The following is a 15161-nucleotide window of genomic DNA, read 5'->3' as shown; positions in this document are numbered from 1 at the left end:
CGCATGGTTGTCCTTCGTGCCCTGGCTGATTTGGCACCGTGCTACTGCCCGGAAAATGCCTTCGGCCGGGTACTACGTGCTGCTTTTTACGCCCGGGGCCATGGTGAGCCGGGCCAGGAAACCAAGGGCCATGGTGTAGCGGCTGCGTAGCTCGCAGTAGCGCCGCCAGGCATCCGCCCGGTCTTCGCAAATCTTCAGGCCGTGCGCGGCCAGCTCCTGGCAGGTCTGGTCAAAATCGACGCGGCCGGGGTCGGCTTCTTCGTCGGGCAACAGGCTGGTGGGCTCGGCCCCGGCTTTGGTGTCGAAGAAGCGGTACACCCGGTTCAGGGCCAGGCAGCCGGCCTTGAAGGTAATCTGGGCCTGGCGGGGCTGGGGGCCATCCACGGCGGCAAAAAGCAGCGCGGCCGTGTCCAGAATCAGCCCGCCCGACGTGACCCAGGAACGCCCCGGCTGCGGCGAGCGGAAGAACGAGAGGATGGGCAGCGAGGTATGGCTTTCCTCAATCTCGACAAACCACCGCTCCCACTCGGCCCACTGCTGGTCGTCGTTCTGCACCGAGCCGTCGTGGTTGAGCCACATGAGCAGACAGGCGGCCGTGGGCGGCGTGCCGGCCCGCAGTTCCAGCAGCGCCACCGTGGCCTCGCGCCGCGAAAACGACTGGTAGATGGTGGGCAGATACGATAGCAGCAGCGTGAGCAGCAGCAGCCCCAGCGCCGCCTCCGAATAAGTGAGCACGCCCCCGATAAAGCTGAAATCATCAATGGTGCCCAGTGTGAGCAACGAGCTGCCACTCAGCTGGTAGCAGTGCAGCAGGTTGCCTTCGCCCACGGCCCAGTACATGCCGGTATAGCCCAAGCTCACCAACGCTTCCCAGAATATGGGCAGTGCCACCAGCGCCACCGGTGCGTAATGAGCCATGATTTTATCGCGCCGCTCGTAGGAATTGGACAATTTCGCCGCCAAATCGAAAAACACGCGAATTCCCATGAATACCCACACGTTCAGGCGCACCACCTCGTTGCGGGGCAGTACGAACGACCGGATGGCCGCTGACAAGGTGGTAATAACCAACACCATGCCGCTCAGACCGACGATTACACGCAACGCGAAAAACAAGGGGGAAGGCATAGGCGGCGAAAAAACCTGATACGCGCAAAATCCCCCGGCAGCCGAATTAATGAATCCCTCCCGGGTAGCCTAGTGGCCTGCCCGGGCCTTCCACAACTCCCGGAACGACGGCCCGGCGATGTGCAGGCTCTCGCGCCGTTTGCTCCAGCCCACCTGGCCCAGCAGGCGTCCTAGACTCCAGTCTTTCAGCTTCACGGGCAGCAAATCCAGCGCCCAGCGGTGCTGCATGCTCCACTTCCAGAGGCCGATGGCGAGTTTTTCCTCGGTGGGCGCGTAGCCTTCCTGCACGCTCTGCTGGCGGTTGAGCAGCAATAGGTTGTGCAGCGGAATGCGAACTGGGCATACGCTGGTGCAGGCTCCGCACAGGCTGCTGGCGTAGCTCAGGTGCTTGTGCTCGGGCAGGCCCGAAAGGTGGGGACTGATGACCGAGCCGATGGGGCCGGAATACGTGGTTTCGTAGGTGTGGCCGCCGATGTTCTTGTACACCGGGCACACGTTCAGGCAGGCCCCGCAGCGGATGCAGCGCAGGGCTGCCCGCTTGTCGGGCTGGGCCAGCAGGTTGGTGCGGCCGTTATCTAGCAGAATCACCACCATTTCCTCCGGGCCGTCCACCTCGCCGGGCTGGCGCGGGCCGAAATAAACCGTGTTGTAAACCGTGACCTGCTGCCCCGTGCCGCTGGTGCTGAGCAGGGGCCAGAACAAATCCAAATCCGTGAGCTGCGGAATGACTTTCTCAATACCCACCACCGCAATGTGCAGCTTGGGGAAGGTGGCCGAAAGGCGGGCGTTGCCTTCGTTCTCCGTCACGGCCACGGCTCCTTCTTTGGCAATGAGGAAGTTGCCGCCGGTAACGCCCACTTCGGCGGCGGTGTACTTATTGCGCAGCAGGTGGCGGGCCGTGAGCACGAGCTTCTGGGCATCGTCGGTGCTTTCGGTGCCGAGGTGCTTCACGAAAATATCGTTGATGTCGGCCTTGCTCAGGTGCATGGCCGGCGTCACAATGTGGTAGGGCCGCTCGCCATTGAGCTGCACAATGTACTCGCCCAAATCGGTTTCCACCGACTCGATGCCCTGCGTGGCGAGGTACTTGTTGAGGTGAATTTCTTCGGTGGTCATGCTCTTGGCCTTCACCACAGTTTTGGTGTTGCGCGCCTTAGTCAGCTTGCCGATTTCGGCCAGCGCCTCGGCGGCATCACGCGCCCAGATTACGCGCCCGCCCCGCGCCGTGAAGGCCGCCTCGAACTGCAGGAGGTACTCGTCCAGCTTTTCCAGCACGGTGGCTTTGAGGTAAGCGCCGCGGTCGCGGGCCAGCTCGTGCTGGTCGTAGAGCTTCATGCCCGCGCTCACGGCCGCGTCGTACTTGCCGATGTTGAAGCGGATTTTGCGGCGGTGCTCGCGGTCGAAGGCTTTCTTCTCGGCGTCGAGCTGAAACTGGCTGGCTTTGGTGGCGGTGGTCATGGCAAATCAGGGCTTGTTGGAGTCAACCACGATGCGCTGCTCGCGGTTGGCCAGCGCCCAGGCGGTGTGGAACACCAGCTGCGCGCGTTCCGCCAATTTATCGAATTCTATCTTCTCCACGTCATCCGTGACCTTGTGGTAGTCGACGTGCTCGCCGGTGGTGTAGAAGATGACCGGGATTTTGCGCCGCGCAAAGTTGTAGTGGTCCGAGCGGTAGTAGATGTGCTCCGGCTCGCCGGGAATGTTGAAGTGGTAGTCCAGCTCCAGGTGCGTGTAGTCGCGGTTGGCCGCCTCGTTGATGGCGTGCAGCTCCGACGACAACTTATCCGAACCCACGATGCACACAAAATGCCGCTTGGCGCTGTGCTTGCGGTCGGTGCGCCCCACCATATCGATGTTAAGGTCGGCAATGGTATTAGCCAGCGGGAACACAGGATGCGCCGTGTAGTATTCCGAGCCGAAAAGGCCCTCTTCCTCCGCCGTCATCAGCACAAACAGGATGCTGCGGCGCGGGCCGTGCCCGTCCTTCTTCGCCTGCGCAAACGCCTTCGCCAGTGCCATCACCGCCACCGTGCCCGAACCGTCATCATCGGCCCCGTTATATACCGTGTCATGCTTCACGCCCAAATGGTCGTAGTGGGCCGAAACCACCAGCACCTCATCCTTTTTATCCGAGCCTTCCAGAAAGCCCAGCACGTTCTCCGTGGTGAGCGGCTGCTGGTTTTGTGGCAAATAAATGGTCGCCACCGGAGGCTGAAAGCCCGCCGGAACTGGCCGCCCGGCGCGGCCCAGCGCCCGCACGTAGTCAAGCAGCCCGTTTATGCTGGTGCCCGCCATTGCCAGCCCCAATTCCTGCGAGGTGAAATACACGCCGATGCCCGGCGGGATATTTTCAGCCACCGTGTCGATAATTTCCGGGCCGGGGTCGGGCAGCGAAAATGCTGCTTCGCGCAGTGATTCGCCCAGCTCGCTCGTCTGCTTCTGGAAAGTCAGGGACGGGGCAAACGTCATCAGGAAAATGCTGCGCGCCCCGTGGGCTTTGGCCAGCGCCGCCTTGCGCAGGCCCGAATCCCAGTAATCATCCTTGCGGCCCAGCGGCTTCAGCAGCTTGCGGCCGCGCTCGTCCTGCGGCTCGCCCATGATGACCACCACGTCCTTGCCATTCACATCCAAGCCTGCGTAGTCCGAATACGCCCCCTGCTCCACCCCAAACCCCGCAAAAACCGGCTGCGAAGTCGTTTCGGTGAGAAAGGGTGACGGCATCGGCCCGTAGCTGAACCAATCGCTCAGGTACTCGTAGCGCTGTGCGCCCACTTTCAGGTAGCCGCCCGGCGCATAGAGGCTGTGCGTCAGCTGGAAATGCTGCAAATACGGGTTGTCGCTACCCGCCACCGGCCCTTGCAGGCCGAGTTCCGCAAACTGCTTCTGCAGATAATCCGCCGCCAGCTTCTGGCCCGGCTGGCCCGCCTCGCGTCCTTGGAACGCATCCGAAGCCACTACCGTGAGGTGAGTGCGCAAGTCGGCGGGCTGGATGAGGGCGGCGTAGGTTTGGGATATGTCCGGCGCGGCGGGGGTAGCGGGTGCGCCCTTGGTTTTTACCTTGATTTTGGTGGGCGCAGTTTGGGCGGCGGCGGGTAGAGCGCTAGCTAGCAGCAGGGCCGCCAGCGCGTACATTTTCAGCATGGAGGAAGGAGGAATGTGGGCGGGAGTAAGAAAAAATGAAAACGTCTGTCATCCTGAGCACAGCGAAGGACCTTATCACGCTTGAAGGGCTGGCAGTAAACAGACTGCTATTTATTCAGACGCGATAAGGTCCTTCGCTGTGCTCAGGATGACAGACGAATTGGATGACGACTGTTTAATCTACGGCTTATTCGAGTCAACGACAATGCGGCCGTCGCGGTTGGCCAACTCCCAGGCGGTGTGGAACACCAGCCGTGCCCGCTTCTCCATTTTATCGAACTGAATTTTCTCGATTTCGTCGCTCTGCTGGTGATAATCAGCGTGTACGCCGTTGAAGAAAAATGCCACTGGCACCTTGTTCACGGCGAAGTTGTAGTGGTCGGAGCGGTAGTAGAAGCGGTTCGGGTCGGCGGGGTCGTCGAAGCGGTAGTCCAGGTCAATGGGGTCGTACTGCTTGTTTTCGGCTTCCAGAATTACGCGCAGCTCCGAGGCCAGCTTGTCCGAGCCGATTACGTACACGTAGTCGGGCTTGCCCTCGTGCTCCACGTCGGTCCGGCCAATCATGTCCACGTTCAAGTCCGCTTCGGTGCTGGCCAGCGGGAAGATGGGGTGCTTGGAATAATATTCCGAGCCAAACAAACCCTTTTCCTCGCCCGTCACGCTCAGGAACAGCAAGCTGCGGCGCGGGCCGTGGCCTTCCTTCTTGGCCTTGGCAAAAGCCTCCGCCATCGTGATAATGGCTGTGGTGCCCGAGCCATCATCATCGGCCCCGTTAAAAACCTGGCCCTCGTGCTTGCCGAGGTGGTCGTGGTGGGCCGAAATCACGATGACATCTTCCTTCTTATCGGTGCCTTCGATGAAGCCCAGCACGTTCTGCGTGTCGAGCTTTTCGCGCTTGCGCTCGGCTTTAATCTGCATCGGCACCACGTTGAAAGTAGCGGCTACCGGCTGCTTGGTCGAGTTGATTTTGCCCAGATACGTCTGCATCGCCGCATCATTGGTGCCCAGCACGGCCAGGCCCACGGCCGGCGAGATAAAGAACGACGGCGCCCGGCCGGGCTTGTCGTTGCCCACCATCACCATCGACGGGCGCGAGATAAATGGGGCCATGCGCGCCGTTTGCTTGGCGAAGTTGCTGGTGGGGTTGAAGCTCACGAAAAATACCGTGCGGGCACCCTTTTGGGCCGCCAGTTGGGCCTTGCCCCGGTAGTCGGTGCCCCACTTGGTGGGCGAGCCGTCGGCGCTGAGCAGGGCTTTGCCACCGTCGCCGGTGGGCTCGCCCATCAGCACCAGAATGTCCTTGCCCTTCACGTCCACATTGGCGTAGTCGGAATAGCCGGGTTGCTCAATGCCATAGCCCACAAAAACCGGCTTCACGCTGGTTTCCTGGCCGAACGGCGAATCGCCCAGACCATAGAAATCCGTCAGCCATTCGTAGCTCGTGCTGCCCACTTTCAGGGTATTGCCGTCGGCCCAGGTCACCTGCTCCACATCAAAATGCTGCTGGTAAGGGTCGGTGCCGGTGGTTACCGGGCCGGTCAGGCCGGCCTCTTTGAACTGCTTGGCTACGTAGTCGGCGGCCATGTGCTGGCCTTTTTGGCCGGTTTCGCGGCCTTCATACTCGTCCGATGCCAGCACGGCTAGGTGCGTGCGCAGGCGTTCGGCGGTTACCTGGTCGGCGTATTTCACGCTCCAGTCTTTTCCGGCGGTTTCGCCGGCCTTGGTTTTGATTTTGGTCGTGGTGGCGGCCTTGGATTTCACCTTAACCTTGCCCTGGGCGTGAGCCGGGGCGGCGCTGGCCAGCGCGAGAAAAGCCAGCAGGAGAGGGGTTTGCTTCATTGTATTAGTATGGTGGGAAATTTAGAACGATGTAGAGACGCATAATTGCGTCTCGTCGTTGAACGGCAAACGTATTCAACGGTGCGGGGCTGTAGAGACGCAATTATGCGTCTCTACAGCCCTTTCTGAATCAGCACGCTGGCGTAGGCGGCCACGCCTTCCTGCCGGCCCACAAAACCCAGTTTTTCGGTGGTGGTTGCTTTGATGGAAATGTCCTCTTCCGCGATGCCCATCACGGCGGCCAGCACGCGCTGCATTTCCGGAATGTGTGGGTTCACCTTGGGGCGCTCCAGGCAGATGGTCGAGTCGATGTTGCTTACCTCATAGCCGCGCTCGCGCAGCAGGCGCATCACGCCGGAAAGCAGTTTTTTCGAGTCGATGCCCTTGTACTGCGGGTCGGTGTCGGGGAAGTGGAAGCCGATGTCGCGCAGGTTGGCCGCGCCCAAAAGCGCGTCGCAAATGACGTGGATGAGCACGTCGGCATCGGAGTGGCCGAGGGCGCCGTGGGTGTGCGGCACCTCAATGCCGCCGAGCCAGAAGGGCAGCCCTTCTTTCAATTGGTGAACGTCGTAGCCGAAGCCGGTCCGGATTTTCATAAGCGCGAATGCAAGCGGGCCACCGCGGCCCGGCGCAAAAGTACCCGCGCCCGGCACTTCCGCCGCGCGGTAGGCTTGAGCTTAGGTCACAAATAAATAATCTGATTTGGGAATACTATTAAACTAAATTTATTAGCTTTGTATTACCAATTAAATTAGTTAGTCATGCAAGGGGCTGAATACTTTTTTTCGCATTGGGCTAAAGTAAACGGGAGCCATGCGCGTCTGGCTACGCGCAAAAAGGCCTTGCACTGGTTGCAGACCGTAAAAATGCGTTGGAAACTTTGAGCACGTTAAAAGTTTCCATTGTATCTTTGCGGCGCTAGTTATGGAAATCAAAGACCGAATCCTCAATCACGCCCAGCAGCTTTTCATGCGCAACGGCATCAAAAGCGTGAGCATGGACGACATCGCCGCCGACCTGGCCATGTCAAAAAAGACCCTCTACAAGTGGTTCGAAAACAAGGACCAGATTGTGGAAGCCTCCATGAGTCGCCACCTCGACGGCACCCAGAACGAGTGCAAGGTGATGATAAAAGCCGCCTCCTCGGCCATCGACGAACTGTTTCAGATGCTGACTTGGATTAAGCAGGAGTTTGGCAACGTCCACCCCAGCATTTTCTACGACCTCCGCAAGTTTCATCCCACCACCTGGCAGCTCTGGCAGGCCCACAAGCACGAGTTCATCCTTACCCAAATCAAGGAAAACCTGCGTCGGGGCATCGAAGAAGGCCTTTTTCAGGCCGACCTCGACATGGAAGTGCTGGCCCGCCTGCGCCTGGCCCAGATTGAGCTGCAGTTCGACCCAGAACTGTTCCCGCCCCGCGACTTTGCCAAGGAGCGCGTGTCGGTGGCGCTGCTAGAGCACTTCATGCTCGGTGTGGCCACGCTGAAGGGCCACCGGCTCATCAACCAGTACCGCAACGTCACCGACGAAGAATAACCCCCCGCTTTTCCCCGCTTACCCGTTTTCTTTTTTGCTGTTTTTATGAACACGCTGTTACGAACCAGATTCCTGCTGGTGGCCGCCCTGAGCGCGGCCGTGCCCCAGGCGCTGCTTGCCCAAACCCGGCCCAACGCGGCGTTGGTGACCACGCCCACGGCCGGCACCATGCCCCTGAGCCTGCAACAGGCCATCAGCTACGCCGTGCAGAATAAGCCCTCGCTGCTGTCCACCCGCCTGGGCGAGGCCACGGCGGCCGCCAAAGTTGGCGAAATCAAGAGCGCCGGCCTGCCGCAGGTGAACGTGGCCGCCACGGTGTCGGACAACTTCAAGCTGCAAAAAAGCCTGGTCGATTTCTCGGCCCTCGGCGGCGGCTCCTCGGCCACGCCGCTCACGGCGGCCGATATTGCCGCTGCCCAGTCGGGCCAGACGGTGAATATTAAGCCCATCACGCTGCCCAGCACGCCGCAGCCGCCGTCGGCCTTCGCCTTCGGCCTGCAATACGCCGGCAACGCCAGCGCCTCGGTATCGCAGTTGCTGTTTGATGGCGCGTATCTGATTGGTTTGAAAGCCGCTAAGGTTTACACCGAGCTGGCGCAGAAGCAAACCCAGCAAGCCGAAATTGACGTGGTGGAGCAGGTGAGCAAGGCCTATTACAGCACGCTGGTGGCCCGCTCGCGTCTCGCCCTACTGGCCCGCAACGTGCAGCGCCTCGACACCGTGCTGTTTCAAACCAACCAGACCTTCAAGGCTGGTTTTGCTGAAAAGCTCGACGTGGACCGCCTGCGCGTGCAGCGCAACAACCTGGTGGTGGAGCAGCAGAAAGCCCAGCGCCTCACCGAGTTGAGCGTGGCCCTGCTCAAGTTTCAGATGGGTCTGCCGCAGCAGCAGGCCGTGCAGCTCACCGACTCGCTCGGCGCGGCCGTGGTGGATGCCGGTGCCCTGCGCCAGCGCCTCGGCGCGGCCAGCCTGACGAATGGTGGCGCGGGCCTGGATGCCGTACCCACCGCACCCGTGGCCCCCGGCCAGACCGATGTCGCCGCCCAAAACCGGCTCGACCAGCAGAATGCCCTCTCCGGCGGCCGGCCGATAGCCGCGCTGGGTGCCCTGAACTACAACAACCGTATCGAATTCTCGACCCTCGAAACGCAGCAGGCCTTGGCTGGCCTCGACCTGCGTAACCGCCAGGCCGGCGCATATCCGCGCCTCGTGCTCACGGGAGCTTACGGTTTCACCGGCTCAGCCAAAACGCCGGGTGATTTGTTCGCCTTCCGCGGTCCGGACTCGCGCAACAGCAACGGCTTTGCCAACCAGAACTGGTTCGGTTTCGGCAACGTGGGCCTGAGCTTGCAGGTACCGGTGTTCGACGGCTTCCGCCGCAAATACCTAGTGCAGCAAAGCCGCTTGCAGCAGCAAACCATCGAGAAGGGTTTCGAAACACTGAAGCAAAGCATTGACTTGCAGGACGCCCAGAGCCGCACCACGCTCATCAACGCCCTCGACGTGCTGGACAACCAGAAAGCCAACCTCGACCTGGCCACCGACGTGGCCCGCGTCACCCGCATCAAGTTCAACGCCGGCGTAGGCTCCAACCTGGAGGTGATTACGGCTGAAACCGACCTGCGCTCGGCTCAGACCAACTACTACGGTGCCATCTACGACGTGCTGGTGGCGAAAGTCGACCGTGACAAAGCGACTGGTGAGCTGTTTAACCAGGTTAAAAAATAACGAGTAGGGGCGGGGCCTGTCCCCGCCCGGCGTTCGCGCCATCTCAACGATTTCGTTCAACGACGGGCGGGGGCAGGCCCCGCCCCTACGCTCAAAATACCCCGCTTACCCATGCGTTTCTCCTCAACCCAACCCGCCGCGTTGTTTCTCGCCGGCACCCTGCTGCTCGCCTCCTGCGGCGGCTCTTCTAATAAGGACCCCAAAGCCCAGCTCGAAAAGCTAAAAAGCGAGCAGGCCGCCACGCAGGCTAAAATTGCCGAGCTGGAAGCCAAAACCGGTGGCCCGGCCACTGTGGCCCCCACGCCGGTTTCGGTGATGAACGCCAAGCCCGAGAGCTTCAAAAGCTACCTCGAAGTGCAGGGCCGCGTCGATTTTGACCAGAACGCTACCGTGGGTGCCCGCGCCGCCGGCTCGCTCACCAGCATCCGCGTGCAGCGCGGCGACCGTGTGAGCAAAGGCCAGGTGCTGGCTACCATCGATGCCAGCATCCTCGATGCGAACGCCGCCGAGCTGCGCACCCGCATGGACCTCGCCAAGACGGTGTACGAGAAGCAGAAGAGCCTCTGGGACCAGCAGATTGGCACCGAAATCCAGTACCTGCAAGCCAAGAACAACTACCAGGCCCTGCAACGCAACCTGGCCACCCTCAACCAGCAGCGCGCTCTATACAGTGTAGTGGCCCCGTTCTCGGGCACCGTGGATGAGGTACTGCCCAAGCTGGGCGAAATCACCGCGCCCGGCGCGCCGGTGGTGCGCCTGACCAGCGGCACCGGCGGCAAAATCCTGGCCGATGTATCGGAAGCCTACGGCAACAGCATCAAGGCCGGCGACAACGCCGTGGTAACCATCCCAGACTTGGGCGACGAGGAAATGCCCGCCACCGTGCGCGTGGTGAGCCGGAGCATCAACGCCACCAGCCGCACCTTCACCGTGGAGCTGCGCCTGAAAAGCGCCAAAGCCGCCAACCTGCGCCCCAACATGGTGGCCACGGTGCGCATCCAGAACTACAACGCGACCAACGCCACGGTTATCCCGGTTGATATCGTGCAGCACGACGAGGAAAACAGCTACGTGTACGTGGTGGCCCAGGAGGGCGGCAAGGCCGTGGCCAAGAAGCGCGTCATCAAAACCGGCAACACCTACAACGGCAAAGTAGAGGTGACCAGCGGCCTCACCGCCGAAGACCAGATTATCTCAGGCGGCTACCAGAACCTGAACGAAGGCCAGAAAGTGGCCGTGCAGGGCGCGTAGAGACGCAATTATTTCTCAAGCTTTTAGAGAAGAAACCATGCAGGACATCGAAAAAGAATTTGGCCCAACCAGTTGGTCCATTAATAACAAGACCAGCATTTACATCATCACGGTGCTGCTGTGCGTGGCGGGCATTTTTGCCTACATCAAGCTCGGCAAGGAGAAATTTCCCGACATCGTGATTCCGCGCATCATCGTGGCCACGGTGTACCCCGGCACCTCGCCCACCGACATCGAAAACCTCGTCACGCGCCAGCTCGAAAAGGAGATTAAATCCGTGAACGGGGTGAAGCACATCAACTCCACCTCGAACCAGGATTATTGCATCGTGGACGTGGAATTCACATCCGGCGTGGACGTGCAGGCCGCCAAGCAGCTCATCAAGGATGCCGTAGACAAGGCCAGCACCGAGCTGCCCAACGACCTGCCGAGCGCGCCGCTGGTGAAGGAAATCAACATTTCCGAGCAGCCCATCATGTTCGTCAACCTGGCCGGCAACCTCCCCGCCGCCCAACTCAAGAAGTTCGCTGACGACTTCCAGGACAAGATTGAGGCCCTGCCCGAAATCACCCGCGTGGATATCGTGGGTGCTCTCGACCAGCAGGTGAACGTGGACGTGGACCTGAACAAGCTCCGCGCCTCGCGCCTGGGCTTCACGGACATTTCCCGCGCCATCAGCGGCGAAAACCTCACCATCTCGGGCGGCTCCATCGACGTAGGCGGCCAGAAACGTGCCGTGCGCGTGGCCGGCCAGTACGTCCGGGCCGCCGACATTGCCGACATCCAGATTAAGAACCTGAACGGCTCGCCCGTGCGCCTCGGCGACATCGCCACCGTCACCGACGGCTTCAAGGACCGTGAAAGCTATGCCCGCCTCGACGGCAAGCCCGCCATTACCCTGAACGTGGTGAAGCGCCAGGGCGAAAACCTGATTGACGCATCGGACAAAATCAAGGCCCTGATTGAAGAATCGAAAGCTAGCCTGCCCAAGGAGTTGACCATCACCGTAACCGGCGATACCTCCAACGACACCCGCGTCACGCTCCACGACCTCATCAACACCATCATCATCGGCTTCCTGCTGGTGACGCTGATTCTGATGTTCTTCATGGGCACCACCAACGCCCTATTTGTGGGCCTCTCGGTGCCGATTTCGATGTTCCTGGCCTTCCTTGTCATCCCCGTGTTCGGCTTCACGCTGAACATGATTGTGCTCTTCGCCTTCCTGCTGGCCCTCGGTATCGTGGTCGATGACGCCATCGTGGTAATCGAAAACACCCACCGCCTCCTCCACGAGCACCCCAACCTGACCACGCCGAAAGCCGCCAAATTCGCCGCCGGCGAGGTATTCGTGCCAGTATTGGCCGGTACCCTGACCACGGTGGCGCCGTTCGTGCCACTGCTGTTCTGGCCCGGCATCGTGGGCTCGTTCATGTACTACCTGCCCGTGACGCTCATCATCACGCTGATGGCTTCGTTGGTCGTGGCTTTCATCATGAACCCGGTGTTCGCCGTGAGCTTCATGGAGCGCGAAGAACATTTTGAGGAGGATTTGCACAGCAAGCCCAAGCTCACCCGCAATTTCATGATTGCCATGGGCGTGCTTTTGCTGATTGCTATCATCGGCTACGTGTCGCACTCGACTTTCGTGGGCAACCTGTCCATCACGGTTATCCTGCTTTGCTTCCTCGATAAGTTCGTGTTTGTGAAGATGATTGCCTGGTTCCAGACGCGCGCCCTGCCGCGTTTCCAGAACGGCTACGCCAACCTCGTGCGCTGGGCCATCGGCCACCCGGTTCTGGTGATGGTGGGTGTGTTCCTGCTGTTCATCGGCTCGTTTGTGGCCGTGGGCATCCGCAAGCCCCAGGTTGCTTTCTTCCCCAAAGGCGACCCCAAGTTCATCTACACTTACCTGAAAATGCCCGTCGGCACCCGCGTAGCCGTCACCGATTCGATTACCAAAGTATTGGAAAAGCGCATCTACGGCGTAATCGGCGAGCATAACCACGACGTGGAATCGGTGATTACCAACGTTGCCATCGGTGCCGGCGACCCCGGCGAAGCTACCGCCGCCGGCGTGTCGCAGTCGCACATGGGCAAAGTCGGCGTGGCCTTCAAAGAGCTCAGCGAGCGTACCGGCCCGGCCACCCACACCTACATGGATAAAATCCGCGAAGTGGTGAAAGGCATTCCCGGCGCTGAAGTATCGGTGGACCAGGAAGCCAGCGGCCCGCCTACGGGCAAGGAAATCGCCATCGAGCTAGCCGGCGACGACTACCCCAAACTGGCTGCCCTCTCGAAAAAGATGATTCGCTACGTCGACTCGCTGAAAATCGGCGGCGTCGAGCAACTGCGCTCCAACCTCGAAGACCGCAACCCCGAAATCGCCGTCAACATCAACCGCACCCGCGCCAACCGCGAAGGCATCAGCACCGGCCAGATTGGCCTGGAAGTCCGCACCGCCATCTACGGCACCGAGGCCAGCAAATTCAAAACGGCCGACGACGAATACCCCATTCAGGTGCGCTACGCCAAGCCCTACCGCGACGACGTGGACGCCGTAATCAACGCTCCGCTCACCTTCCGCGACGCTACCGGCGCTGTACGCCAAGTGCCCATCTCGTCGGTGGCCGATGTCACCTACGGCAGCACCTACGGCGGCATCAAGCGCAAAGACACCAAGCGCATCATCACCATCAGCTCGAACGTGCTGGGCGGCTACACCGGCCCCGACGTGGTGCGCAACATCCAGACGGCCCTCAAGTCGTTCCCGCTGCCCCCCGGCTACACCATCAACATGGGCGGCGCTCAGGAAAACCAGAAAGAAACCAGCGACTTCCTGCCGCTGGCTGGCATCGGCGCACTGGGCCTCATCTTCCTGATTCTCGTCACGCAGTTCAACTCGTTCAGCAAGCCGGTCATCATCCTCTCCGAAGTGCTGTTCTCCATCGCCGGCGTGTTCTGGGGCTTGGCCATCACGGGTCAGAGCGTCAGCATCGTGATGACGGGCGTGGGCATCATCGCCCTGGCCGGTATCGTAGTGAAAAACGGGATTCTACTGGTCGAATTCATGGACATGCTGCGGGCGCAGGGCATGCCGCTGCGCGAGGCCATCGTGCTGGCCGGCCGCACCCGTCTCAACCCGGTTATCCTCACGGCCACGGCCGCCACGCTGGGCCTCATCCCGCTGGCCATTGGTCTGAACATCGACTTCTACGAGCTGTTCAACTCCGGCAACGCCCACTTCTTCATCGGCGGCGAGTCGGTAACGTTCTGGGGCCCGCTGGCCTGGACCATTATTTTCGGTCTGGTGTTCGCCACGGGCATCACCCTGCTGGTCGTGCCAGTTATGTATTTGCTGAGCGAATCGCTGAAGGGAAAAATTTCCGGAAAAAACCCCGACAACGTTGCAACCATTTCCGAGGAGGTGGACTCTGAAGAAATACAGGCGGCTACGCCGGCTGTACTAGCCTAACGTTTCTGGCGTTGGTGCCCGCTGGTCGGCTGTTGTTGCAGCAGCGGCCGCCGGTGGGCACTTTCCCCCGCCGCCGCGGGGCGCTATTGAAACCAAGCACCAGCCCTTGCCTCACCATCTTTTTCCGCAACTCTATTATGTACGTATCCACCATTAGCTCCACGCACACACCTACTATCGAGCAGCAGGTATTCCGCATTATCAGCAAGCGCAAGGCCATCCGGGCCAGCCGCGTGCGCAAAACCGCCAGCCTCGCCCGCGACCTGCGCTTCGAAACCCTCGACGTAGTAGATATTATTCTGGAACTGGAGCGCAACTTCAGCATCACCATCCCCGACGAAGTGCCGCTCTACACCGTGGGCGACTTCGTTCGCTTCGTGCGCGACCACGCCGCCGCCGCCTAGCATTATTATACCCGTAAAAAAAGCCCCCGCAACTCAGGTTGCGGGGGCTTTTTTGTTTCTGGCTGCTGTGCCGCTTAACGTACGTTGCCGCCGGTATCGGTGGCCGTGGTGCTGGGCTCACGGCTGCTGTCGGTGGTATTGGCGGCTATGCTGCCGGTGCCGGCGTGCTTAGCCGATTCTTCGGCTACGTGCGCGGTGGGAGCAGCCGGGTCGTTGGAATGCGAGGGCTGGGCGGCAGGAGTCGCCGTTTTCGGCGTCAGGCCGCTGGCGGTGTTGGTAACGTCCGTGGCGCTGGTTTTCACCTCGGCGGGGCGGGTCAGCTCCCACTCGTGAAACTTGTCCATCTCGCCCTTTAGCGTGGTCGAGAACCAGGCTACCAGGGCCACGTCATCGAGCAAGCCCAGCACCGGAATGAAGTCCGGAATCAGGTCAATCGGGCTCAGGAAGTAGATGAGCACGGCTACAGCGGCTGCCACCGTGGTGCCGGGCACACCCGTGTACTCACCCGACATCGACGCCTTAATGAGCCGGAACATGGTCTGGAGGGTTTCCCAGGCTTCGTGGGCCAGCGTGCCCACGTCGTTCTTCTCGCTGGCCTTTTTATAGGCATCGGTCAGCAACGACTTCATGCGCGTGGGCTGCTTGATGTAGCCCTC

Annotated in this window: 10 protein-coding genes and 1 pseudogene; 5 read left to right on the top strand and 6 right to left on the bottom strand. The window is 60.7% G+C overall.

The window, feature by feature from the left end:
• Positions 1-72: 72 nt before the first annotated feature.
• The 5 genes from AAFH49_RS06820 to ispF all read right to left on the bottom strand — a co-directional run bounded on the left by AAFH49_RS06820 (position 73) and on the right by ispF (position 6704).
• Positions 73-1128 (bottom strand): hypothetical protein, encoded by a 1056-nt coding sequence (locus tag AAFH49_RS06820; protein ID WP_342296824.1) that lies wholly within the window; start codon positions 1126-1128, stop codon positions 73-75.
• 69 nt (positions 1129-1197) lie between these two features.
• Entirely contained in the window at positions 1198-2586 is a 1389-nt protein-coding gene (locus tag AAFH49_RS06815; protein ID WP_342296823.1) for a LutB/LldF family L-lactate oxidation iron-sulfur protein, read from the bottom strand.
• Positions 2587-2592: 6 nt separating this feature from the next.
• Positions 2593-4269: a M28 family peptidase gene (locus AAFH49_RS06810; protein ID WP_342296822.1), complete on the bottom strand. Its 1677-nt coding sequence runs from the start codon at positions 4267-4269 to the stop codon at positions 2593-2595.
• Between the two features lie 180 nt (positions 4270-4449).
• On the bottom strand, positions 4450-6108 hold the full coding sequence (locus AAFH49_RS06805) for a M28 family peptidase (RefSeq protein ID WP_342296821.1): 1659 nt from the start codon (positions 6106-6108) through the stop codon (positions 4450-4452).
• 113 nt (positions 6109-6221) lie between these two features.
• Positions 6222-6704: a 2-C-methyl-D-erythritol 2,4-cyclodiphosphate synthase gene (gene ispF / locus AAFH49_RS06800; RefSeq protein ID WP_342296820.1), complete on the bottom strand. Its 483-nt coding sequence runs from the start codon at positions 6702-6704 to the stop codon at positions 6222-6224.
• Positions 6705-7032: 328 nt separating this feature from the next.
• Between ispF and AAFH49_RS06795 the strand changes: the two genes are divergently transcribed.
• The 5 genes from AAFH49_RS06795 to AAFH49_RS06775 all read left to right on the top strand — a co-directional run bounded on the left by AAFH49_RS06795 (position 7033) and on the right by AAFH49_RS06775 (position 14505).
• The gene (locus AAFH49_RS06795) at positions 7033-7647 is read left to right on the top strand and encodes a TetR/AcrR family transcriptional regulator (RefSeq protein WP_342296818.1); all 615 of its coding nucleotides are present in this window, start codon (positions 7033-7035) and stop codon (positions 7645-7647) included.
• Positions 7648-7692: 45 nt separating this feature from the next.
• A complete protein-coding gene (locus AAFH49_RS06790) occupies positions 7693-9375 on the top strand; it encodes a TolC family protein (RefSeq protein WP_342296816.1) in 1683 nt (560 codons plus the stop codon).
• Between the two features lie 111 nt (positions 9376-9486).
• Positions 9487-10626: an efflux RND transporter periplasmic adaptor subunit gene (locus tag AAFH49_RS06785; protein WP_342296815.1), complete on the top strand. Its 1140-nt coding sequence runs from the start codon at positions 9487-9489 to the stop codon at positions 10624-10626.
• 37 nt (positions 10627-10663) lie between these two features.
• Complete coding sequence (locus tag AAFH49_RS06780; protein WP_342296814.1) at positions 10664-14101, top strand: efflux RND transporter permease subunit; 3438 nt, start codon at positions 10664-10666, stop codon at positions 14099-14101.
• A 137-nt stretch (positions 14102-14238) separates the two neighbouring features.
• The gene (locus tag AAFH49_RS06775; RefSeq protein WP_342296813.1) at positions 14239-14505 is read left to right on the top strand and encodes an acyl carrier protein; all 267 of its coding nucleotides are present in this window, start codon (positions 14239-14241) and stop codon (positions 14503-14505) included.
• A 374-nt stretch (positions 14506-14879) separates the two neighbouring features.
• Here the strand turns inward: AAFH49_RS06775 and AAFH49_RS22190 are convergent.
• Positions 14880-15041 (bottom strand): annotated as a pseudogene (locus AAFH49_RS22190) (YkvA family protein); the annotation flags it as partial.
• Positions 15042-15161: the final 120 nt, after the last annotated feature.

The sequence above is a fragment of the Hymenobacter segetis genome (assembly GCF_038448715.1).
Classification (GTDB): domain Bacteria; phylum Bacteroidota; class Bacteroidia; order Cytophagales; family Hymenobacteraceae; genus Hymenobacter; species Hymenobacter segetis.
This window is presented reverse-complemented; position numbering and strand designations above follow the sequence as displayed.

What these genes read in the sequence shown, in the direction of transcription:
- AAFH49_RS06820 (WP_342296824.1), bottom strand. Translation starts at nt 1,128, where the DNA reads ATGCCTTCCCCCTTGTTTTTCGCGTTGCGTGTAATCGTCGGTCTGAGC.
- AAFH49_RS06815 (WP_342296823.1), bottom strand. Translation starts at nt 2,586, where the DNA reads ATGACCACCGCCACCAAAGCCAGCCAGTTTCAGCTCGACGCCGAGAAG.
- AAFH49_RS06810 (WP_342296822.1), bottom strand. Translation starts at nt 4,269, where the DNA reads ATGCTGAAAATGTACGCGCTGGCGGCCCTGCTGCTAGCTAGCGCTCTA.
- AAFH49_RS06805 (WP_342296821.1), bottom strand. Translation starts at nt 6,108, where the DNA reads ATGAAGCAAACCCCTCTCCTGCTGGCTTTTCTCGCGCTGGCCAGCGCC.
- ispF (WP_342296820.1), bottom strand. Translation starts at nt 6,704, where the DNA reads ATGAAAATCCGGACCGGCTTCGGCTACGACGTTCACCAATTGAAAGAA.
- AAFH49_RS06795 (WP_342296818.1), top strand. Translation starts at nt 7,033, where the DNA reads ATGGAAATCAAAGACCGAATCCTCAATCACGCCCAGCAGCTTTTCATG.
- AAFH49_RS06790 (WP_342296816.1), top strand. Translation starts at nt 7,693, where the DNA reads ATGAACACGCTGTTACGAACCAGATTCCTGCTGGTGGCCGCCCTGAGC.
- AAFH49_RS06785 (WP_342296815.1), top strand. Translation starts at nt 9,487, where the DNA reads ATGCGTTTCTCCTCAACCCAACCCGCCGCGTTGTTTCTCGCCGGCACC.
- AAFH49_RS06780 (WP_342296814.1), top strand. Translation starts at nt 10,664, where the DNA reads ATGCAGGACATCGAAAAAGAATTTGGCCCAACCAGTTGGTCCATTAAT.
- AAFH49_RS06775 (WP_342296813.1), top strand. Translation starts at nt 14,239, where the DNA reads ATGTACGTATCCACCATTAGCTCCACGCACACACCTACTATCGAGCAG.